The sequence below is a fragment of the Streptomyces venetus genome (assembly GCF_039540295.1).
Classification (GTDB): domain Bacteria; phylum Actinomycetota; class Actinomycetes; order Streptomycetales; family Streptomycetaceae; genus Streptomyces; species Streptomyces venetus.
The window spans coordinates 435296-456069 of the sequence record NZ_BAABET010000002.1; the positions used below are offsets into that span (position 1 = coordinate 435296).

Genomic DNA, 20774 nt, shown 5'->3' on the forward strand with positions numbered 1-20774 from the left:
ACTCCGGCACCGGCCTGACCATGGAGGGGCCCTGCACCGCGCAGCCCCCTCCACTGCGCGGTACCGCCCGCGCAGCTTTGCTCACGCGAATCACCTTGGCCTGAATTTACGTCAGTCGCGACCTGAAGGCGAGCCGCGAGCGATAACGATGTGAAAACCCTCGTCGGGAGATGCGCAAGTGGGGTGAGCGAGACGAGTGACGAGAGCGGTTGCTGGGATGTACCGGTGCGTGTGACGTCGAACAGGGCAAACGGGTGATAGGGCGAAATCAGTCCTCTTTCACTCTTCTTCCACTCCTCATTCACTCCGCTCGCGGTTACCTTGCGGTCCTCTTGCGGTCCTCTTCAAATCAGAGGGACGGCCTGCGTGCCTCGAAGAGCTGGCGACTGCTGTGGGCGACGAAGGGCCCCTCGGCCTCGATCCGCTCGTGCAGCGCGCGGAGCTGCGGCTGATACGCCTCGACGGTGAAGCCGGGCACCATCCACACCACCTTCCGCAGGAAGTGCACGACGGCACCGATGTCGCTGAACTCCATGCGCAGCCGCTCCGCCCGCAGATCGACGACCTCCAGCCCGGCCGCCTCGGCGTCGGCCCGTTCCCGGTCGGGATGCCGGGCGCCCCGCACCTCCTCCGGCTGTGGCCCGAGGAAGTGTTCGACGAGTTCGAAGACGCTGCCCGGCCCCACGTGCTGGGCGAAGTACGTCCCTCCGGGCCGCAGGACGCGGGCGATCTCGTCCCAGTACGGGCGGACGGGATGCCTGCTGACGACCAAGTCGAAGGCACCGTCGGCGAAGGGCAGCGGGCCGTCCTCGAGCGCGGCGACGACCGCGACTCCGTGCGGACGGAGCAGGGCGGTGGCCTTCGCCACGTTCGGCGGCCACCCCTCGGTGGCCACGACGAGCCCGGGCGCCTGCCCGGCCCGGCCGAGCGCGAACTCCAGCACTTCCCCGCCGCCGGTCTGCACGTCGAGCACGGCACCGGCCCGCCCCAGCCGCTCGGCCATCGACACGGCGTACCCCCAGGAGGGCCGCGCCTCGGTGGCCCGCCCTTCGAACCAGGAGAAGTCCCATCCCTCCGTGGGGACGGAGGCACCCTCTGTGACGAGGTCCTCGAAGGTGCGGCGGGGGTGGCGGGTCTCTGCCATGAGGGGAGTACTCCCGGTCAGGAAAGGACGAGCAGGACGTGCTCGTCCTCTCCGTGCCGGACGATGCCGGTACGGAGGAAGCCGAGCTTTTCGAGCAGACGTACGGAGCCGGTGTTGCCGTTGAAGGGGTCGGCGTACAGAGGCCGGTTCTTCTCGCACTCCAGGAACAGGGTCAGGGCCCTGCTCCCGATGCCGCGTCCCCAGTAGGCGCGTCCGAGCCAGTACCCGATGAAGCGGCGGTCCCCGTCCCACCAGGCGACGACACTGCCGGCGACCTCACCGGCCACGGTCACGGTCCGCACGAGCACGGTGTCGTCCCCGAGGACCCACTCCCTCCAGTGGGTCATGAAGGCCTCCCGCGGCCGCGGCGTGAACCTGGACCGCCGGACGGCCTCCTCGTCGTGCTCGTAGGCGAGGAACGCCTCGAGATCGTCGTCCACCACAGGGCGCAGCCGTACGTCATCGTCGTCGATGCTCATGCCGGTGAGTCTGGCACCCGGCACTGACAGTGCACTCGGCACTGTGCACTCGGCACTCCGTACTCCATGCTCCGTTCTCCGTACTCCGTGCTCCGTCACGGAACAAGCGGGCGTACTTCTTCCGCCGCGAAGCGCACGAACCCCTCGGGATCCGGTTCGTCTGCGGTGGGCTGGAGGACGACGGTGTCGGCCCCGGCCTCCACCAACCGCTCGACGGCCTTGGCGACAGCACCCGCGTCCCCGGCGACACCGAGCTCCGGAACGGCTTCGAGCCCCTCGGCGGCCAGCTCGGCACGCAGCCGGTCGTCGGCGCCGGCCCCGGTGGCGGTGAGCAGATAGACGACGACGGGGTGCGCCCCGTCCCCACGGCCGGCCGCCTCCCGTCCTTCACCGATGAGCCGCCGTGCCTCCCGCACTCCTGCCGCATTGGTGCCGGCGGTGAGGACGGTCCCGTCGGCCGCCTCCCCGGTGAGCCGCAGTGAACGGGGCCCGGTGGCCCCGGCCAGCACTCCGACTCCACGGTCCGTCGGGGGCGGCCAGTCGAGGGCCACGTCGTCGAGCTTGACGTACCGCCCGTCGGTCGTCACCCGCTGCCCGTCCAACAGCGCCCGCAGCGCGAGGAGATGCTCCCGCAACAAGGTCACCGGTGACTCGACCCGCGCCCCCACCTGGCCCATCCAGTCCTGCACACCATGCCCCACCGCGACGGTCGCCCGCCCCGGAAACATCCTGGCCAGCGAAGCGATCTCCATCGCCGTGATGGCGACGTTCCGCAACGGCACGGGCAACAGCCCGACCCCGACCCGAACCCGCTCGGTCCAGGCGAGAGCGGCGGCTGCCGTGGAGACACCCCCCTCCCTGAAGCAGTCCTCCCAGAGCCAGAGCTCTTCGAGCCCGGTGTCATCGGCGACCCGGGCGACGGCTCGAAGCCGCTCGGGGGCGAGCTGGGGGCGGAAGACGGCACCGAGTGTGGTCATGGGGTCTTCCTATCCGGGGCAGGACGCGACGGACAAGACGTTTTAGGCCCTGCGGGAGCGGTCGCACGACACACCAGGGCCTCGCGATCGTCAGCGGTTGACGGACTGGATCTCCTGGACCACGACGTCTTGCTGAGCACCGAACGTGCCGTCAGGCAGGGGCCGTTCGCCCTGAACGCCGGTGCCTGTCCAGTGAATCTTCCAGGTGACCGTCGCCCGGAGCTGGTACGAGCCATCGCCGGAAGAGCGCAAGTACTTGACACCACACGGTGGGGCCTCGCCGGCCTTGCCCTTCGCGTACGGTTCACCGATCGAGCCATCCGCATTGATCCGGCACTCGCCCGAGCCGGGGTAGGTAACGGCGTCATCCGTGCCCGGCTCGATCTTCAGAGAGACCGGTTCAGCAGTGGTCGTCGCCTGAATGTTCAGCAAGGGGACGCCGGCCGTCACCGACACCGGCTTGAACTTCGCCGCATCCAGCCAGGCCCAGGTCGGCAGGTTCACCTTCGTGGCTTCCTGGGGTGCGAGTTCGACTGCGGTGGAAGGCACCCGGATCTCGGCGTAGGCGAACTGGGCGAGCACCTCGGGCGTGATGGCTTCGGGAACGTCCGGGGGCGGCGGGTCTCCGTTGTCCACCCAGAAGATCGGCTTGTCGCAGTCGAGGGCCCCTGGATCCCCTTCACGCCCCGGCGTGACATAGGAGTCCCACCAGTAGCCCTTGCCCTTCTTGTCCTTGTTGAAATCCTTGTAGGGGTGACCGTCGACGTAGTGGTCGCGTTGCTCGGCGTCCCATTCGTACCCCGTCGACTCGGCCTGCCAGACCGGCTCCAGGGTCTTTTGCAGTTGATCAGGGGTGTACTTCGGGGCGTAGTAACAGGCGGGCGGCGTCCACGTCGTAGCTGATCTCACCGAGCCGGCCGACCGGCCTGACCCGTTGGCTCAAGGCTGGCACCTGTCGCTGCCTCTCTGCGAAAGAATCTTCTCGATGACCCACACACCCTCGTCGTTCTTTCGCAGCTGGGTGTTGTAGAGAACGTAACTGTTCTTCGACGCCGGTGTTTTGTTGACCTTCTTCTTCAGGTACATGTCGTAGGCCTTGCTCTGGTCCTCGCAGTACACGAGCGACCCACGATCCTTGCCCCGGGTGTTCACGACGGGGTCGTAGAAGCGGTATGCGCCGGTGACGCGCGCCTTGGCCTTGACGTACGCCTCGATGAACGTCTGCGTCCCTGCGGCGGCTTCGCCCTCGTAGTAGTAGAGGTATGCCTTGTCGATCGCGTCCTGGTTGACGATCGCCAGGTCGACGGCCTTGATGGACTGCTCACTGTCCGCCAGGATCGCGTCCTTCTCCTTGTTGCCGGTCTTCGGCCAGTCGAACGTGTAGGAGAGGTCGGACGGGAGCTCGATCTTGGGCCGACCGGCGGGGGCCGGGTCGGATGCGGTCGGGGATGCCGACGCCTCACTTCCCGTGTCGGCTCCCGCGATCTTGTCGTTGTCCTTGTTCTTGGAGCTGTCATCGCTCCCGCACGCGGACAGCGTCAGGGCCGCAGCGGCGGTCAGCGTGAGCGCTGCGAGGAGGGTGGGGCGGCGGTTCACGGTCGGCTCCCGGTCAGAGGCGAGGCTTCTCTTGAGCGAAGCAAAGCTATACAGAGGTGTGGGGCCGCACCAGGGTGAAGCTGGTGAACTGACGGGGCATGGGCCCGTGGGCCCATGTGGGGCCTGCTTCTTCGGGGATACGTTCGGGTTCGGACATCGGTGGCGGGTGGGACGCGCGGAGGTGGGGCGGTATGGGGCGGCGCTGGGGGGACGGGCACGGGGAACTGGTCGTGCACGGGCGTGAGGAGCCTTCCGTACGCGTTCCCTTGGAAATCGCCACCTCCTATCGGGCCCGCACCAAGGGGTTGTTGGGGCGGGACACCGTCGACGGAGCGATCCTCCTCTCCCCGGCGAGCGGCGTGCACACCTTCCGGATGCGCATACCGATCGATGTCGCCTACCTCGATCGGCACCTTCGCGTCATCGCCGTGCGCACCATGCGGCCGGGACGACTGGGGATGCCTCGGCTGCGGGCCCGGCATGTGGTGGAGGCGGCCGCGGGTGTGATGGGTGCGTGGGGGGTACGAGAAGGAGCTCGGGTGGAGGTTGTCGCGGGCAGCGGAGGCGGCTCTAGGCGGACCGTGCCGTGGAGCGGTCCGCCAGGTCGCTGACATCGCCAGGCGTCACCCCGATCACGGGAGACCTCCGGTAGATCGCTGACCTTCGCCGGCTTGCCGTTCCGGGCGGGCTTGAACTCGCTGAAGACCGACGTCCAGCGGTCCGCCGTCTCGATTTCCACCGTGGCCTTGCGGCCTGGCTCCTTGCTCGCCCACTTCTTGAGTGTCCGCGTTCTGCTCGTCGTGCGTCATGAGTCCCCCAGGTACTCCATCGCGCTCATCGGGTCCTCCATCGCTCACCCTCATCTTGGTGGCCTTCGGGACATTGGTCGGGCTGAAGACGTCATCGCGCCCACTCCTGCGCGGCATTCCTCGTCGTGACCGGCAGGCTCGGGTCGAAGGCCAGTCGCGCCAGCGCTTCCATGCTGCCCGGCACGTCGTCCGCGCGGTGGAGGAACCAGATGGCCTCCTGTACCGCGCTGCCGCACCGGGCGCAGCGCTCAGCGAGTTCCGCAGCCCAGAGGGTTGTTGCCGACAGAACAGCCGGTTCCTTATCGCCTGCCGCTTCCCCGCCTTGCGGGAGGTCAGCGAGCCAGCGGAAGACGGCTGCGGCGACCCGGTCAGCGATCCTCGTGCACCAGACCTTGGCGAAGGCCTCGGCGTCCGTGCCTGGAAATTCGCACCCCAACGCCTGGCACTCGCGCCACGCCTCGTCCATCCGCTCGCGAGTCACCAGCCGTGGGTACGGCATCAGGGCGCGCACCACCTCAGCGATGGCACGACAGTCCGCTGGAGCGCCACTGCTCATCTGCGCGTCATCCGGCGCCCGCTCGACAGCCAGACACGCCTCCAGTGCTGAACGAGCCCGGGCGAGGCTGTGGGAATCCGGCGGGGTCGCGCCCCAGTCGAAATCGGTATGCCAGGAATATGGAAGGCCCTGGAGCCCTTCGGGCAGCAACGGCTCCTCGTTGCGGGTGACTTTCCGGGCCCGAACTTGGTACACCGGTCGGCGCAGTCCGAGAAGCCGGGACCGCACATACGGGCGGAAGTCCCGTACTGCGTCGTCGCGTACGAGCTCCATCAGGGCCTGTTCGCCGCGCGGGCGACCAAGCGAGACGAGTACGCGCACGGCCGCCTCGACCGCTACTCCGACCCGCACGAAAGCGGCTGCGAGCAGCGCGGCGTCTTCGGCCTCACCATCGTTCAGCAATCCGGCGGTGGTTGCACGCTCGATGAAAGCGAAGGCGTCGTACGCCAGTGCCTGTCGCACCGAGGCGGCCCACTCCACCGCCACCCTGTCGACCCACTGTTCAGTCGGTGGTTGAGGCACCGTAGGGATGCCCATGTCAGCCCAGGTGCCGACCACTTGCACCACCCGCTCACGAGTGACCTGGGACGTGGTCGGCATGATTCGGGTCAACCAAGCGTCTGCCTCGTCCAGGGTGTGGTCATCCCGGTCGTCGTAGAAGTCGCGTAGCTCCTCGTCCCAGTCGTGCACATTCTGCCGTCGATCGGGCAGGCATGTGCGCAGCACGTGCCGAGCCTGCTCACGTCTCTCCTCCGTGGGGGCAAGTGCCTCCAGAGCCTGCGACCTGCGGTATGTCAGGTCGTGCCAGGGCGCTGGCAGCTCGCGCATCGCAGTGGGCAGCAGGTAGGTATCCACAAGTCGCTCTCCGTTCGTGACCTTCCGAGGCAAGCATCATGAGACACCCAGGTAACCCATAGCATCCTTCGGATTCTTCATCCTGGACCAATCCATCGTCCCAGCCTGCTTTCGGGCCTGGATCTCTTCCTCCATCCGCTTGAGCTGGCTCGGGGAGATGTCCGTACCTGCGATCCGTACCGGTACCCCGTTTTTCGCCATTGTTCCGGCCGGTGTCCCGTCGGGCTTGTACTTGACACCGTCCCGCTTTCCGCTCTTGTAACCACTGAAGATATTGGTCCATTTCTCAGTGGTCTCGATCTCGACGCGTGCAGCCCTGTCTGCCTTGCCCTTCCCTGTCCATGTAGACAGATCTTCAACCTGTCGTTCGAAGTCGGCCTTGATGGTGGCATTACCTGTGTTCTTGACCTCTACGGCGTGAACCTTGCCGTCTTTGCCTCGATAGAGCACGTCTGCGTCGTTGATCTCGGAGATGTTCACCGTTTCGCCGTTGCCGAGATCGACGTTCTCCTTGCCGAAATCCTTGCCGACAGCAGTGTGCACGGTTGTGCCAGGTGCTGCCTCGCCGTTGGCAGCCCGCTGGACGGCGTTCAGCTCAGCACGTGCCTGACTAAGTTCGTCGGTGTTCTTGGCATTCGTGATCTTGCTGGTCAGCGACGAACGTGCCTCCTTGGAGATGCTCTTCGTCCTGGCCAGTTTTGATATCTCGTCCAGCGCCTGGGCCGCGTCCTCCGTGCCGATCTCCTTCTTGTCCGGATCCGGGTTGTCCTTTGCACGCTGAACGAACTCGTCGATCTTTCGCGGCGCGTGCTGGACGCCCTCGTCGTCAAGTGCCTTCCTGGCGGCCTCATGGCGATCCGCCAACTCGGCCCCGTCTGCGGCCTTGTCCGCTTCGTCCGCTTGCTCTCGGGCCTCCCTCGTCTGTTCCTTGGCCTCCTCGTCGCAGCCGCCCTCCGCGAGGATGACGTGCGGGGAGTCGGACGGTCCGGCGGCGAGGATCGTGGTGCCTGAGTTGGAGGAGCCGGTGATGAGGCCGGTGGTGGTTCTGGGCGGGTTTCCGCCGTACGGGATCCGGCGGGCCGGCGCCGCGATGGTGCAGCCCGACTCCCGGGCCTGCTTCTCGGCCGCGTCCGCTGCCTCGTCGGCGTCCTTCGCCGCCTTCCGAGCGCCCTCGGCATCACCCGCCTTGGCCGCCTTGCGGGCCTTCTCCGCCGCGTCCGCCGCCTTGTCGAGGGCTTCGCCGACCTCGGCCAGCTTCTTGAACTTGGTGAACTTCGTAATGGTCTTCGGGCTGAAGATGCCGACGACGTTGACCACGGTGTTGCCGATGGAGGCGCCGTAGTTGCCCTCCTTCCAGTTCTCCTTGTCGACGAACGTGTCGACCGCCAGGTCGGAAACGAAGTCCTCGGGCGAGTTGACCCAGCCCCAGACGGAGGAGAGGTAGTTACCCTTGTCCCACTCCTTGCCCAGTTCGTCGGCCTTGTCGCCCCACCAGTCAGTGGTGTAGCCCTTCAGGCCGTTCCAGGTGTCCTTGACCGAGCCGACCGGGTCGCTGACGACGTCCATGGTGTCGGCCAGGAAGCTCTTGGTCGGGGCCACGAAGAAGCCGCGGACATGGTCCATGAAGGTCCTGTCGTGGCGTTCCTGGTCATGTACGTCGTCCCATAGGGACTTGTCCTCGAACGGGCCCGGAGCGAGCGGGATCGTGTCGTTCGGGCCCGCGCCCTCGTAGGTGATGATCTGGGCCGACGCGGGGATGCCGCTGCCGCCCGTGTCACCGGCGCCCGTGGCTGTGCTTGTGCCGTCGCCGGATTCCGTGCCGCCGTCGGCTTCCGTGCCTTCCTGGGTGCCCGCACCGCCCTGGGTGCCCGCACCGCCCTGGGTGCCCGCACCGCCCTGGGTGCCCGAGCCGCCTTGGGTGTCCGAGTCTCCCTGGGTGTCCGCATCGCCGTTTGTGCCCGTGCCGCCGTCGGCGCCGGCGTCCGTATCGCCCTGCTCCGCGGCGTCGTTGTCCCCCGCCGCACCCGTCTCCGTACCGTCGCCCTGCGGAGCGGGGCAGGCGGTGCCCGTCACCCTGCAGACCGCCGACTGGATGCCGTCGGCGATGTGCCCGCCTAGGCCACCGAGCGAGAGCGCGACGATGATCGCCGCGACCACTGCGATGAGCCCCGCGTACTCCACCGCGGTCTGGCCCTCGTCCCGCCGCCAGCGGATCATCCGCTCCAGGCTGAACGCCCGCCGCTCCTCCCGTCCTGGGGAGCGCTCTCGAACCACTCACGCGACCGGGCCCGGCGCAACAGCACGATGACCGCCACCGGCATCGCCGCCTGCGTGATGCCCCGCAGATCACCGTGCATCAGCGTGCCGAACGACAACCACACGACCCACGCCTGTACGGCGATCAGGGCGCGGCTCGTCCATACCCCGCCCCGCCACAGGCGCCGGGCCAGGTAGACCCCGGCCACGCTGGGCAGCGAGTCGTAGACCAGGATCCCGAAGATCTCGCCGGAGTAGTACGAAACCACCGACAGCACGGTGACCACGTACACCGCCGTCAGCGCGAACTGCACCCACAGCAGCACCTGCGCCCAGCCCAGTTCCCTCGGCAACGGTGAACGCCGAACCCAGGACGGGCTGTTCTGTGCACCCCCCGTTCCGTAGGGGGGTATCCGGTCACCGGCAGGGGACATGTGCGACCTCGGCTCAGCTCGATAAACGGCCGTTCAGGGCGGTTACCGAGCCGAGGCTAAGGAACGTCGATCACTCACACATGGGCCCGTAGCCCCAACCCTGGGCCCACTTTCGGTGACTCAACTCTCTGTGCGCGGAAAGGAGACCTCGACGCGGCGGTTCTTCTTGCGGCCGGTCTCCGAGGAGTTGTCGGCGATCGGGTACTGCTCGCCGTATCCACGAACCTCGTACGTCACGTTGGAGTCGGTCAATTCCTGGTCCAGGATGTTCTGTACGGCGTCGGCGCGTTTCCTGGACAGGACGTCGCCGTGGGCGGAGGAGCCGAGGTTGTCCGTGAAGCCGAAGACGCGGACCTTCGTCGCGTTCTGCGTCTTGATCTCCTCGGCGATCGCGGAGATACGGGCTTTCGCTTCGCCGCTGAGTTTCGCGCTGTCCTTGCCGAAGAGCACCTCGGCCTGGAGGGCGAATTTGACGTCGGCGTTGGTGTCTTCGCGGCGTTCGTCGCCGCTTTGGTCTTCTACGACCTGTTTGATGTCGAGGACCTTGGGTTCGGCGAGGGTGGCGCCTTCGGGGAGTTTGAGGTCCGGGTCGTTCGGGTCGACCTCTACGGGGGCGGAAGCGGAGGCCTCGGTGCCAGGGGGGACGCCGGGGGTCTCGTCCGCGTTTGCCGACACGGCGCCGTAGATGTTCGTCGCGACCATGAGGGTGGCGGCGGTGAGGACCAGGGCGAGACGTGGAGTCGCCGTCCGGATGGGCGTGGGGGTCATGGCCTTCCTCACCCGGAGATCTTGATGGTGCCGCTGGAGAATGTCGGTACCTGCAAGTTGACCTCGGCCGTACTCGTCGGCGGTGCCGGGAACTGCATGAAAACCGGGAGGGTCTGCCCTGCTTCCAGATTCCCGAGGCCCGTCGTGGTGAGGGGACGTCCTTCCGTGTCGCGCAGCGTGTAGTAGCGCTTCTTTCCCTTGGTATCCACGATGGTGGCGCCGCCCAGCGAGGGTCCGTGCTTGATGACCTCCGTCTCGTCACCGCTCGTCTGAGGAGGAACCACCACGGATTTGTCTCCGTCGTTCTTTACGAGTCCGTTCACAGTCAGGAAGCCGCCCGAGTCCCTCGCGGCAGACGTGATCTGAAGGAGCAGCCCGTCCGTGCCCCTCAGTTCGGCCAGCGGCGTCTCCGCTTGGCCCTCCTGAGCACTCGGCTTGGATCCACTGTCTTTCGAGGCGGACGCCGAGGGACTCGACTTGTCATCGTCGTCTCCGCCGCCGCCACAGCCGGCCACGCCGAGGGCCAGTCCGGCCGAGACAGTGAGCGCGATCATCCCCCTGCGGGCCTTCGCAGTGAACCGAATGCTCATCTCTCTGCTTCCTTCATCACTCGTCGTTCGCTTGTGGGTCGGCCAGGTGGACGTCGAAGAGGTCCTCGGGATCAGGCAGAACACCGAGATCATCCGGGTCCAGTTCCCAGTCCCGGTCCTCGCAGGTGAGCTGCGGCAGTATGTCGGGGGAGGCATCCCCGGCCGTGAGCTCGAAGTCGCACAGAGGCTCGATCACGGCTGTGGCCTGCGCATCGGACTTCCGGTCTTCCGTGCCAGGCACGACGGAGTCACCGACGGACTTGTTGGTCTCCACTCTGACAGTGAAGCGCAGCAGGCCCTCCGGTTCGCAGCTCAGCACGTGAGCGTCGTTCTGTGCGGCGAGATCATTCGCGCGCCAGCACGATGGTGCGAGCCCTTCGGCGTTGCCCTCGAAAATGCCCTGCCACTTGGTGGGGTCCAGTACGTCCTTCACCCACTCGCCCGCGAGTTGGTCCCGCTTGTCCTGAGCCGCCGCGAGAGCCGCAGCGTCAGCTGCCGTCTGAGCGCCGTTCCTGTTCGCCGCGGCCTGGCCGACCGCGAAGTAGGCGAACGCGAGAAAGAGCAGGCCTCCCACCACCGTGATGTAGATGGGGAAGGCCTGCCCAGCGTCGCCGTACCGGCGAGGTTGCATCAAGGAGCGACCTTGGCGATCTGCGCTTGGATTTTCCCGAGGATCGTCTGACCGATGTTCGTGCCGGTGATCGCCAGCACGATCGCCACCACCACCGCGATGATCCCCAGATACTCGACCGCCGTCTGCCCCCTGTCGCCCGCGCGGCGGCGCAGTGCCTCGGTTGTCGTGTTCTTCCAGCCGTTCACACGGACCTTGGTCGCGACGGCGGTCTTCAGCATCAGGTCGCTCATGTGGTTCCCCTCCGGTTACGGCGGTGCCGACATCGATGTGAGGAACGTACGGTCCGGCGGCCCGTTCCGCAGAGGGTCCCAGGGCCCAATCTCGGGCCCAATCGTGCGGAGACGGCCTCCGGTGCTCCCCCCGTTCCGTCACCGGAGGTCACCCCAGCCACGGTGGGAGTTCCGTGTCGTGCCGAGCCATTTCGCGGCGGCCTCGGAGCGGCTGGTGCTGTGGAGCTTGGCGAAGATGCGGTTGATGTGGTTCTTGACGGTCTTCTCGCTGATGAAGCACGTGGCGGCGATCTGCTGGTTGTTCATGCCGGACGCGATGAGGTCCATGATCTCCGCCTCCCTCGTGCTCAGCTGGAACCGCGACCTGGAGGAAGACTGTCCCACATTCGGTTGCACTTGCGAAAGGCTTTCCGGAGAAGTGGGTGGGGGTGGGATGTGGGGCAGCCCCAAAGGTACTGGTGCAGTGGCTAGTTGGGGGTTTGTATGCCGTTGCGTGGAGGTGGTGATTCCGTATGCAGTCGCACTTGACTGCTGGCTGCCCAGGCCCTCGGGGAGGGTGGCGGCCGGGCCCTTGGACTCTCGTAGCTGGGCCAGGAGCGCGCCCGCCGCCGTGGGGGTGAAGTGGGCCCTGCCCTGCCTGATGTCCCGTACCGCGTCGACCAGCTGGTCGGCCGTGAACTCGCCGTGGACGAGGTAGCCGCCGGCTCCTCGGCGGAGGGCCTCCTGGACGATCTCCGACTCCCTGCTGTACGTCAGCATCACGACCGGGGCGATCCGCACCAGGTACGGGAGGGCCGAGATGCCGTCCACTCCGGGCATGCGGACGTCCAGGAGGACGACGTCCGGGCGGTGCCGGTCCGCGGCCTCGCAGGCCTGGCGACCGTCCGCAGCCTCCGCCACGACCGTGATGTCGGCACGGCCGGAGAGGAGCGCGGTGAGGCCGGCCCGGACCACCGGGTTGTCGTCCGCCACGACGACTCGGAGGCTGGACGGCGGCAGAGGCGCGGGCTGGGGCGGCGAGGTCGGGGGTGTGCTGCCAGGGTGGGGCTGTGGTGTCCGGTCCGGCATCGGGGGCCTCCTCTCGGGGATCAATGGGGTTGTTCCGTAGGGGTGATCAGGGCCGCCAGCGGGAGTTCCAGGCGGACTTCCGTGCCTCGGGGGTGGGCGCCGCGGCCTATGCGGATGCGGGCTCCCACCGCGGCGGCGCGTTCCACCATGCCGACCATGCCGAAGTGGCCCGAGCGGCGGAGCTGTTCCAGGGTGGTGGACGAGGGGAGGCCGCAGCCGTCGTCGTACACGCTGACGCAGAGCAGGTCGCCCTGGACTCCGGCGCTGACGTCGATGCGGCTGGGGTGGGCGTGGCGGTGGGCGTTCTCCATGGCTTCCGCGGCGATGGTGAGGAGTTGGCGGGCCACCGCGGGCGGGACGGGGGGCACGGGTCCGTGGCCGGTGGGGCGGTAGACCGTCGGCAGGCCGGTCTCGGCGCCGAAGGCGTGGGTGCGGGCCGCCAGTTCGGCCAGGACGTCGGTGGCCTGGTCCGGGTCCGATTGGCGGCGCAGGTCGGCCAGGAGTTCGCGGGATTCGGCGGCTGCCCGGCGCGCCGAACGGGCCACGAGTGCCGCCTGCCGCCTGACCAGGTCCGGGTCCATGCGGTCGGTGTCCGCCGAGCCGGCCAGGCTGTCGGCGGTCAGGGCCACGCCGTGCAGGGTCTTGGCCACCGAGTCGTGCATCTCGCGGGCCAGCCGGGCGCGTTCGGCGCTGACCGCTTCGGTGACGGCGAGCCGGGCCTGGACGGTGGTGAGGGCCTGGGTGGCCGCGCCGAAGCGGAACATGAGGTTGCGCAGGCTCGAGCCGACGGCACCGGCGATGACGCAGAGGCCGGGCAGGAAGGACGACTCGGCGATGCCGGGGTGCGGGTCCTGCTGTGCCGCGTGGATCAGGAGCAGGAGCAGGGCCTGGAGGCTGGCGAAGACCGCCGCTCCCCTCCAGCCGTAGACGAGGCCGGCGAGGAGCGGGGTGCAGACGCTGACGTAGGCCAGGGTGCTGTCGGGGCCCGCGGAGATGAGCAGGAGGGCGCCGAAGAGGGTGTCCGCGGCGAGGAGCGTGGGGTGGCGCAGGAGGAGGGGGCCGAAGCGTTCCCAGTCCCTGAAGAGGACGTAGGAGGTCATGAAGGTGACGACCACGGCTGCGCCGACGAGGCGGGTGGCGAGGCCGTCGTTGGCGTTGAGGAGGGCGGTGGGGGTGGCCAGGGCGATCATGGCCAGGCGGAAGCCGAAGACCTGGCGGCACATCGCTTGCAGGGCGTTGACCTGGAGGGGGATCGCCGGGTTTGCGGGTGCGGGCCCGTCGGTGGGTGGGATCGACTTCCCATCCGCACCACCGGTGCGGGTTTCGTCGTCGAGTGCGGGCAGCGTCGGCGGTGCCGGGGCCTCCGTCGGTGTCGCGGCGGCGCGAGCGGGGCGGCGTAACCGTCGCAGCCCGTGTCGTTCCCCTGTCATCGCCATGCCGTCGCCGTCCCTTCCTACTTGCCCGTGACCGCGCCGAAGTCCGTGCCCGAGCCCAGGATCAGGCCGGCTCCGAGGAGGAGCATGGTGGCCGGGACCATGAAGGTGGTGATCATCATCGTCGCCTTGGGGACGGCCCGCGCGGCCTTGCGGCGCGCGTTCTGCGCGTCCGTGCGCCGCATGTCCTTGGCGAGGGAGACGAGCGTGTCGACGATCGGCGCGCCCAGTTCCTCGCCCTGCTGCAACGCCGTGACGAACATGGCGACCTGCTCGGAGTCGTTCCGTCGGCGCAGTTCCGCGAAGGCCTCGCGGCGGCTCATGCCGAGGTCCATCTGGCGCAGGGTGATGCGCAGTTCGTCGGCCCACGGGCCCTCGTACCTGGACGCGACCCGGTCCAGGGCCTGGCGGAAGCCGAGGCCCGCGCTCACCACGACCGCGAGGACGTCCAGGAAGTCCGGCAGGGTCCGTTCGATGACGTCCTTGCGGATGCGGATCGCGGACCAGATGCCGACCTCCGTCCAGAACGCGCCGAAGGCCAGCAGGAGGAGGGCGACGAGCCACTGGCCCCGCATCAGGAACACCAGGAAGCCGACGCCCCCGAGGAACCCGTAGACGGCTCGCCGGGCCGCGTAGCGGTCTATCGTCAGGCCGCCGGGGTTGCCCGCCAGGTCGATCTTGCGGCGGTACTTGGCGACCTGCTTCGGGCCCATCAGGCGGAGCACCGCGGGGGCGTAGCGCATGCCCATGCGGTCGATGAGCGAGTCGACCGCGCCGGTGCGGGTGGCGCCGACCTCCAGGGCGAGGGCGAGGTCGCCGGGGAGTCTGGCCTCGGCCCGGTACATGCGGATGCCGGCGAAGACACCCCAGACGCTGAGACCCGTGAGCAGGGCGAGTAGCAGTCCCATGGATTCCCTCCGGTCCTCAGACGTCGATGCGGGACAGGCGGCGGATGAGGACGAAGCCGACGGCGTAGAGGGAGAAGGCGATGATGACCGCTCCCTGACCGAAGGGGGAGCCGGTCATGCGGTCCAGGGCGCCGTCCTTCACCCCGTTCATCAGGAAGAGCGAGCCGACGCCCAGGACCGGGACGGCGTACGACGTCATGGTGACCTGGGAAAGCTGGGTGCGGACCTCGCGCCGGGTCTCCTTGCGTTCCTCCAGCGTCTCGGTCAGGTTGCGCAGGGCGCTCACCACCTGGCCGCCCGCCCGGTTGGAGAGGACCAGGGTGGTGACGAGGACGACCAGCTCGCGGGAGGGGAGGCGGTCGGCCATCTCGCCCAGTGCGTCGTCCATCGACGCGCCGACGGCCAGCTGGGCGGAGACCTTGCCGAGTTCCTCGCCGGCCGGGGCCTCCATCTCCTCCGCCGCCATGCCGATCGCCGTGCGCAGGGCGAGGCCCGCCTGGGTCGCGTTGGCGAGGATCCTGGCCATTTCGGGGAGCTGGTTGATGAACTTCTCGATCCGTTTCTGCCGCTGCCAGTTGAGGAACTGGATCGCCACCCCGATGCCCAGCAGGCCCGCCAGCGGGCCGAAGAACGGGGCCAGTGCGGCCTGGCCGATCAGCCACAGGCCCGCGACCATGGCGAGCATGTAGACGAAGAACTCGCCCGGCGTGACGTCCAGGCCGGTCGCCGCCAGCCGGAGTTCGAGCTTCCTGCCGAGCCCGGTGCGCCGCAGTCGGCGGTCCAGGGTGCCGAAGTGCCGGCGGCGGCCCCCGGCCGGGTTCTGGCCGGTGGCGGACAGGCGGTCGACCAGCGCCTGCCGCTGTGCCTTGCCTGAGGCGTAGGAGTGCAGGCCGGCCACCGCGAGGACACAGGTCAGCAGGGTGATGCCGGTGGTGAGCGTGATGAGCTGGTGCAGATCCATCGGTCGGTCCTACCTGGCTTCTCGGGTGGCTAGCTGGTCCGCGGAGCGGGCGATGCCGAAGGCCTGCGGGATGGGCTGGTTCGCCATGTAGAGGCGGTCGGCGGTGCGGCGCGGGAGGGGGAAGTGCTCGAAGACGCCGTGGATACGGCCGTCGGGTGTCATGGGCTGTGCGTGGAAGCGGGCGACCGTGACCAGGCGGTACGGGTCGCTGCCGTGGCTGTCCATCAGGGCGATCTCGGTGATGCGGCGGGCGCCGTCCGCGAACCGGGTCAGCTGCACGATGACGTCCACCGCGCTGTTGATCTGGTCGTGCAGGGCGACGAAGGGGATCTCCACGTCCGACATGGACGCGAGGGTCTGGAGCCGCATCAGCGCGTCCTCGGCGCTGTTGGCGTGGACGGTGGCGAGGGAGCCGTCGTGGCCGGTGGACATCGCCTGGAGCATGTCCAGCGACTCGCCGCCGCGGACCTCACCGACCACGATCCGGTCGGGGCGCATCCGGAGGGAGTTGCGGACCAGGTCGCGGATGGTGACCTGGCCCTTGCCCTCGACGTTCGGCGGGCGCGACTCCAGGCGGATCACGTGGGCCTGCTGGAGCTGGAGTTCGGCGGAGTCCTCGATGGTGATGATGCGCTCGCCCTCGGGGATGAGCCCGGAGAGGGCGTTCAGCAGCGTCGTCTTGCCGGTGCCGGTGGCTCCGGAGACGATGACGTTGAACTTCGCCTGCACCAGGCCCGCGAGCAGGTACACCATGTGGTCGTCGAGCGAGCCGAGGCCGGTCAGTTCGTGGAGCGTGAAGGAGCGCGGGAAGCGGCGGATCGTGAGGGTGGCGCCCGTCAGGGACAGGGGCGGGATGATGACGTTGACCCGCTCGCCGGAGGGGAGGCGGGCGTCGACCATCGGGTTCGACTCGTCGACCCTGCGGTTGACGGTCGAGACGATCCGTTCGATCGTCTGCATCAGCTGGTCGTTCGAGGCGAAGCGCAGCGGCAGTTGTTCGACCCGGCCGCCGCGTTCCACGAAGATCGCGTCCGGGCCGTTCACCATGATCTCCGTGATGGAGGCGTCCTCCAGGAGGGGCTCCAGAATGCCCAGGCCCAGGGCCTCGTCGACGACCCTGCGGATCAGCTGGGAGCGCTCGACCGTCGACAGGACCGGGCCCTCGCGGCTGATGATGTGCCCGAGCACCCGCTCCAGCCGCGCCCGGCGCTCGGCGGCGGCCAGCGAACTCATCTCCGCGAGGTCGATCTCCTCCAGGAGCTTGGCCCGGTAGGAGGCGACCAGGTGACCGTCCTCGCCCCGGCTCCCGTTCTCCTCAGGGGTGTTGATGCGTGCTCGCAGGCTCATGGATCCGTGCTCCGATCAGTGGTCGAGCGGCATCGTCGCGGTCTTGCGGGCCGGGTCGAAGGTCCAGCCGGGCACGAGGGAGGGGATCTCCACCGTGGCCGTGACGGTGACCTCGTCCCCGCCGTACGACGCCGGGCAGCCGGTCACGTCGAGCCAGCCGCTCACCGCCGCCCGGCAGTCGGCTTCGTACGGCCCCTCCAGCGACGCGCTGCGCGCCCCGGTGCGGGCCGCCGTACCGGCCTGCTGCGCCGTGTAGGCGATCAGGCCGAGCTGTACCGCCGCGAGGGCGACGAGCAGCAGGATCGGCAGGAAGCCGATGTACTCGATGGCGACCTGGCCGCGGTCACGGGCCGTGCGGGCAGGAGGCATCTCAGTCCGCCTCCTCGACCGCGCCCGCGTGTCCCCTGACCGGGATCGGGACGGACAGCGTGCCCGGGAAGAGGAGGGGGACTTCGAGCGTGACGTCCGCCGTGACATAGCCGGAGCCACCGCAGGTCACCTCGGCGCCGGATCGCCACGCCTCCGACAGATGCTGGAGACCGGCGGCCTCGCAGGCACCGGCGCGGGCCCCCGGCTCCGCCGCCGTCCCCTGCCGCACGGCCTCGTCCGCGGCGTTGCCCGCCAGGATGAAGGTGTAGCCCACGAGGACTACCTGCCACAGCGCCACCAGCGTCACGATGATCGTCGGTGTCATGCCGAGGAACTCGATGGTGACCTGGCCCCGGTCCCGCTCTCTCGAGGGCACGCTCATCCCTCCCTGCGCCGGCGGAAGCTCACCGACCCCCGGTCGCCGCCCCGGAACCGGCCTGCCCGGTGGGCGCCCTCGGATGCCTTGACCAGGCCGAGTTCACCCGCGAGGCCCCACAGGGCCTGCTTCACCGTGCTCTTGTTCTCCAGTTCGTGGATCCGGCCCGCGTCCACGACGCCCTGGAGTTCCTTGAAGTGGGCGGGGATCGCGGTGGCGGCGACCGCCGTGCCGGTGATCTTCTGGATCAGCGGGGGCTGGATCTCGGTGTTGCGGGTGTACCGGTTGACGACGACGGTGGTCTCCTCGGCCTTGCGGATCTGGAGCCGGTCCCACATCCGTACCGCCCGTTTGGCGCCCCGTACGGCGACCACGTCCGGCGTGGTGACCAGCAGGGCACGGTCGGCCATCTCCACGGCCGCCGCCCCCGCGCCGCCGATCTGGGCGCCGCAGTCGACGACGACGACCTCGTAGCGGGAGCGCAGGGCGCTGACGATCTGCCGGGCGGCGCGGTCGGTGACGTCCTCGCCGCGTTCTCCTTCGGCGGGGGCGAGCAGCAGGGCGAGACCGGTGTCGTGGCGATAGACGGCGTCGGCCAGGACGCGCGGGGAGATGTCCGTGATGGCGGCCAGGTCGACGACGGAGCGGCGGAACTGCACGTCCAGGTAGGAGGCGATGTCGCCGGTCTGGAGGTCCATGTCGACCAGGGCGGTGGCGCGGCCGGAGGCCTGGGCGGCCAGGGCCAGCTGGATCGCGGTGAGGGTGGCGCCCACGCCGCCCTTGGCTCCGCTGACCGTGACGACGGTGCCGCCGACGCCGGTGAACACGTCTTTTCCGGCGCCCAGGTGCCGTCGGACGCCGACGGACCACTGGGCGACCGCCTGGACGCGGCTGGCCAGTTCCTCGTAGCTGAGGGGCAGGGCGACCAGGCCGCGGGCGCCGTAGTCCATGGCGGCCTGGAAGAGGCCGGGGCTCGCGTCGGAGGTGACGAGGATGACGCCGACGGCCGGGAAGCGCAGGGCCACTTCGCGGATCAGTTCCAGCGCGGGGACCGGGCCGATCCGCTCGTGCACCACCACGACCTCGGGCAGTTCGTCGACGGACTCGGCGGCCAGGCGAGCGAGGGTGTCGACGAGCTGGGTGGAGTCGACGACCGGGGAGACGGGTTCGGCGTCCGGGAGCTGGCTGAGCAGCGTCGTGACGGACCGGACGGCGTCCGCGTCACCGACTGCCGGGAGGATCCTCGTGGGCATGCGAGCCTCTCACTTGTCCTTCGCGAGTTCGTACGTCCGGTCCTGCTCCGGGACGGTGGTGTCGCCGCCGGGTGCGACGAGGGCGAGCCGGACCCGCTGGGCGAACGACTCGGCGTAGGTGACGCGCTGGGCGTCGAGGGCGGACAGCGCGAAGGTGATGGGGACGGCGTCGGTGGGCTGCCGGCCCCGGTTGCTCTCGTCCGGCTTCAGCGCGGTCAGTTCGCCGACGTCGATGACCTTGGCGTTGGTCACGATGATCTTCGACTGGTCGGGGTCGCTCTCGCGCTTGCCCTCGAAGGTGGCGTACACGTTGACCGAGGAGCCGGGTGTGATCTTGCCGGCCACGCCGGTGGCCGCGTCGATCATGATGGCGACCTCCTGCTGGCCCGGCCGCAGAGCCGGCCGGCGGACGATCATGTCGGACTGGAGCAGGGAGCCCGCGCGCAGGGTGGTGACGGCGATCTTGCCCTGGATCTCCCGCAGGTCCGTGACCGCGTTGGCCGACAGCCACCTCTCGGGCATCTTGGTCTTCTCGAACTGGCCCGCGGTCAGGGTGGTGTAGGGCGGCACGTCGGACTTCAGCCGGTAGGCGGTGACCTCGGGGCCGACCTTGGACTTCACGTCGCTGATGACGGAGAGCACGCCGGCGAAGGCGCCGAGGGCGCAGAGGACCGACAGGAGCAGGAGAATCACGCCGCGGCGCTGACGGGAGTTCATGAACCGTGCAACCTCGTTGGGGGTATCGGTCGAGCCGGATCGGAGCAGTGCTGACGAGCGGTGTCAGGGCTCACCCGACGGCCGTTCGGTTCTCGGGCTGTTCGGGGGGCGGGCTGTCGTGGACGGGTGGCATGACCGAGCAGAAGACGCAGCGGTCGCCGATCACGTCGATGCCGCACCAGTGGCAGGAGCCGCGCCGTACGGAGGTGACCAGTTGGTAGAGGACCGACAGGTCGGGCAGGTAGCTGCAGAACTCGACCATCTTGCCGGTGCCCCACCAGCCGGGTGATTCGGCGGGCAGGGGGACCTCGCGCAGCCCCTGCGCCTTCCAGGACGGGGCGAGGGTGCCGGTGACCCAGTCGGACGGCAGCTGCCCCTTGGCGACCAGCATCCACGTGCCGAACTCGGGGCCGGGGAGGGCGGCTTCGGGGGTGATCCTGACGAGTTGTGGCTCGGGATGGGCGAGGACGCCGAACTGGCTGCCGGGGACCCAGGACTTGGCGTGCGACTTCAGGCCGACGGGGACGCGGTCGAGCCGTGCGACGGAGCCGAGCAGCGCCCCGGCGTGGATGTAGTGGACGAGCAGCCGGCCGGCCGAGGCCAGGACGCCCGGGCTGATGTCGCAGGAGGCGAGTTGTCTGAGCTGACGTGCGAGGACGGCGATGCCGAGCGGGGGCAGTTCCGGCCGGAAGAGCGCGATGCGGTCGCTCTCCATCAGGGAGCGCAGGGTGTGCAGGCGTCGCTGCACGGCGGTGGGGGCGGCCGGTGAGCAGACCACGATCACGTGCCCGTGCTGCTCGACCAGGGTCTGCATCTCGGCGAGGGCGTGCTCCAGGGGGCGCCGGTCGACGTCCCGCAGCACGACGGCGGGCAGGGTGCGTTCGTCGTGTGGCGGCAGCGCCATGTCGGCACTGGTCACGGCGATGGCAGTTGACACGCGCAGCTCCCCGATTCCCCAAGCCCGTCGGAGCGCCGGTGGGTCACTCCGGCACACCTTGATGACTTCACTGCGTG

Annotated in this window: 23 protein-coding genes; 1 reads left to right on the top strand and 22 read right to left on the bottom strand. The window is 68.9% G+C overall.

Annotated features, from left to right (window positions below; genetic code table 11):
- Positions 1-349 precede the first annotated feature (349 nt).
- The 5 genes from ABEA82_RS06870 to ABEA82_RS06890 form a co-directional block, all read right to left on the bottom strand.
- Positions 350-1144, bottom strand: coding sequence for a class I SAM-dependent methyltransferase (locus tag ABEA82_RS06870; RefSeq protein WP_345660474.1), 795 nt, complete (start codon positions 1142-1144; stop codon positions 350-352).
- A gap of 17 nt (positions 1145-1161) precedes the next feature.
- Positions 1162-1623 (bottom strand): GNAT family N-acetyltransferase, encoded by a 462-nt coding sequence (locus tag ABEA82_RS06875; RefSeq protein ID WP_345660475.1) that lies wholly within the window; start codon positions 1621-1623, stop codon positions 1162-1164.
- A gap of 95 nt (positions 1624-1718) precedes the next feature.
- Positions 1719-2600 carry an LLM class flavin-dependent oxidoreductase gene (locus ABEA82_RS06880; RefSeq protein ID WP_345660476.1) on the bottom strand — a complete coding sequence of 294 codons (882 nt, stop codon included), beginning with the start codon at positions 2598-2600 and terminating at the stop codon, positions 1719-1721.
- 90 nt (positions 2601-2690) lie between these two features.
- Positions 2691-3509 (bottom strand): hypothetical protein, encoded by an 819-nt coding sequence (locus ABEA82_RS06885; RefSeq protein ID WP_345660477.1) that lies wholly within the window; start codon positions 3507-3509, stop codon positions 2691-2693.
- Between the two features lie 30 nt (positions 3510-3539).
- Positions 3540-4196 carry a hypothetical protein gene (locus tag ABEA82_RS06890; protein WP_345660478.1) on the bottom strand — a complete coding sequence of 219 codons (657 nt, stop codon included), beginning with the start codon at positions 4194-4196 and terminating at the stop codon, positions 3540-3542.
- Between the two features lie 191 nt (positions 4197-4387).
- Between ABEA82_RS06890 and ABEA82_RS06895 the strand changes: the two genes are divergently transcribed.
- Complete coding sequence (locus tag ABEA82_RS06895) at positions 4388-4807, top strand: DUF192 domain-containing protein (RefSeq protein ID WP_345660479.1); 420 nt, start codon at positions 4388-4390, stop codon at positions 4805-4807.
- 289 nt (positions 4808-5096) lie between these two features.
- On the opposite strand, the gene ABEA82_RS06900 is transcribed toward ABEA82_RS06895, so the two are convergent.
- The 17 genes from ABEA82_RS06900 to ABEA82_RS06980 form a co-directional block, all read right to left on the bottom strand.
- Entirely contained in the window at positions 5097-6416 is a 1320-nt protein-coding gene (locus tag ABEA82_RS06900) for a hypothetical protein (protein ID WP_345660480.1), read from the bottom strand.
- A 36-nt stretch (positions 6417-6452) separates the two neighbouring features.
- Positions 6453-8633, bottom strand: a complete 2181-nt coding sequence (locus ABEA82_RS06905; RefSeq protein ID WP_345660481.1) for a hypothetical protein — start codon at positions 8631-8633, stop codon at positions 6453-6455.
- Positions 8630-9025, bottom strand: a complete 396-nt coding sequence (locus ABEA82_RS06910; protein ID WP_345660482.1) for a hypothetical protein — start codon at positions 9023-9025, stop codon at positions 8630-8632. Before ABEA82_RS06910 ends, ABEA82_RS06905 begins: the two co-directional genes overlap by 4 nt.
- A gap of 201 nt (positions 9026-9226) precedes the next feature.
- Entirely contained in the window at positions 9227-9874 is a 648-nt protein-coding gene (locus tag ABEA82_RS06915) for an OmpA family protein (protein WP_345660483.1), read from the bottom strand.
- An 8-nt stretch (positions 9875-9882) separates the two neighbouring features.
- The gene (locus tag ABEA82_RS06920) at positions 9883-10464 is read right to left on the bottom strand and encodes a hypothetical protein (RefSeq protein WP_345660484.1); all 582 of its coding nucleotides are present in this window, start codon (positions 10462-10464) and stop codon (positions 9883-9885) included.
- Positions 10465-10480: 16 nt separating this feature from the next.
- A complete protein-coding gene (locus ABEA82_RS06925; RefSeq protein ID WP_345660987.1) occupies positions 10481-11095 on the bottom strand; it encodes a pilus assembly protein TadG-related protein in 615 nt (204 codons plus the stop codon).
- Positions 11095-11328 carry a hypothetical protein gene (locus ABEA82_RS06930; protein ID WP_345660485.1) on the bottom strand — a complete coding sequence of 78 codons (234 nt, stop codon included), beginning with the start codon at positions 11326-11328 and terminating at the stop codon, positions 11095-11097. Before ABEA82_RS06930 ends, ABEA82_RS06925 begins: the two co-directional genes overlap by 1 nt.
- A gap of 138 nt (positions 11329-11466) precedes the next feature.
- A complete protein-coding gene (locus tag ABEA82_RS06935) occupies positions 11467-12396 on the bottom strand; it encodes a response regulator (protein ID WP_345660486.1) in 930 nt (309 codons plus the stop codon).
- A gap of 20 nt (positions 12397-12416) precedes the next feature.
- Positions 12417-13832, bottom strand: coding sequence for a sensor histidine kinase (locus ABEA82_RS06940; protein ID WP_425588490.1), 1416 nt, complete (start codon positions 13830-13832; stop codon positions 12417-12419).
- A gap of 17 nt (positions 13833-13849) precedes the next feature.
- Positions 13850-14737: a DUF5936 domain-containing protein gene (locus tag ABEA82_RS06945; RefSeq protein ID WP_345660487.1), complete on the bottom strand. Its 888-nt coding sequence runs from the start codon at positions 14735-14737 to the stop codon at positions 13850-13852.
- 16 nt (positions 14738-14753) lie between these two features.
- Positions 14754-15698, bottom strand: coding sequence for a type II secretion system F family protein (locus ABEA82_RS06950; protein ID WP_345660488.1), 945 nt, complete (start codon positions 15696-15698; stop codon positions 14754-14756).
- A 9-nt stretch (positions 15699-15707) separates the two neighbouring features.
- The gene (locus tag ABEA82_RS06955; RefSeq protein WP_345660489.1) at positions 15708-17045 is read right to left on the bottom strand and encodes a TadA family conjugal transfer-associated ATPase; all 1338 of its coding nucleotides are present in this window, start codon (positions 17043-17045) and stop codon (positions 15708-15710) included.
- A gap of 15 nt (positions 17046-17060) precedes the next feature.
- Positions 17061-17414 (bottom strand): TadE/TadG family type IV pilus assembly protein, encoded by a 354-nt coding sequence (locus ABEA82_RS06960; RefSeq protein ID WP_345660490.1) that lies wholly within the window; start codon positions 17412-17414, stop codon positions 17061-17063.
- 1 nt (position 17415) lies between these two features.
- Positions 17416-17796, bottom strand: coding sequence for a pilus assembly protein (locus ABEA82_RS06965; RefSeq protein ID WP_345660491.1), 381 nt, complete (start codon positions 17794-17796; stop codon positions 17416-17418).
- Entirely contained in the window at positions 17793-19043 is a 1251-nt protein-coding gene (locus ABEA82_RS06970) for a CpaE/TadZ family protein (protein ID WP_345660492.1), read from the bottom strand. The genes ABEA82_RS06965 and ABEA82_RS06970 overlap by 4 nt, the downstream gene beginning before the upstream one ends.
- Before the next feature lie 9 nt (positions 19044-19052).
- On the bottom strand, positions 19053-19760 hold the full coding sequence (gene cpaB, locus ABEA82_RS06975) for a Flp pilus assembly protein CpaB (RefSeq protein ID WP_345660493.1): 708 nt from the start codon (positions 19758-19760) through the stop codon (positions 19053-19055).
- Positions 19761-19830: 70 nt separating this feature from the next.
- The gene (locus ABEA82_RS06980) at positions 19831-20664 is read right to left on the bottom strand and encodes a hypothetical protein (RefSeq protein WP_345660989.1); all 834 of its coding nucleotides are present in this window, start codon (positions 20662-20664) and stop codon (positions 19831-19833) included.
- Positions 20665-20774: the final 110 nt, after the last annotated feature.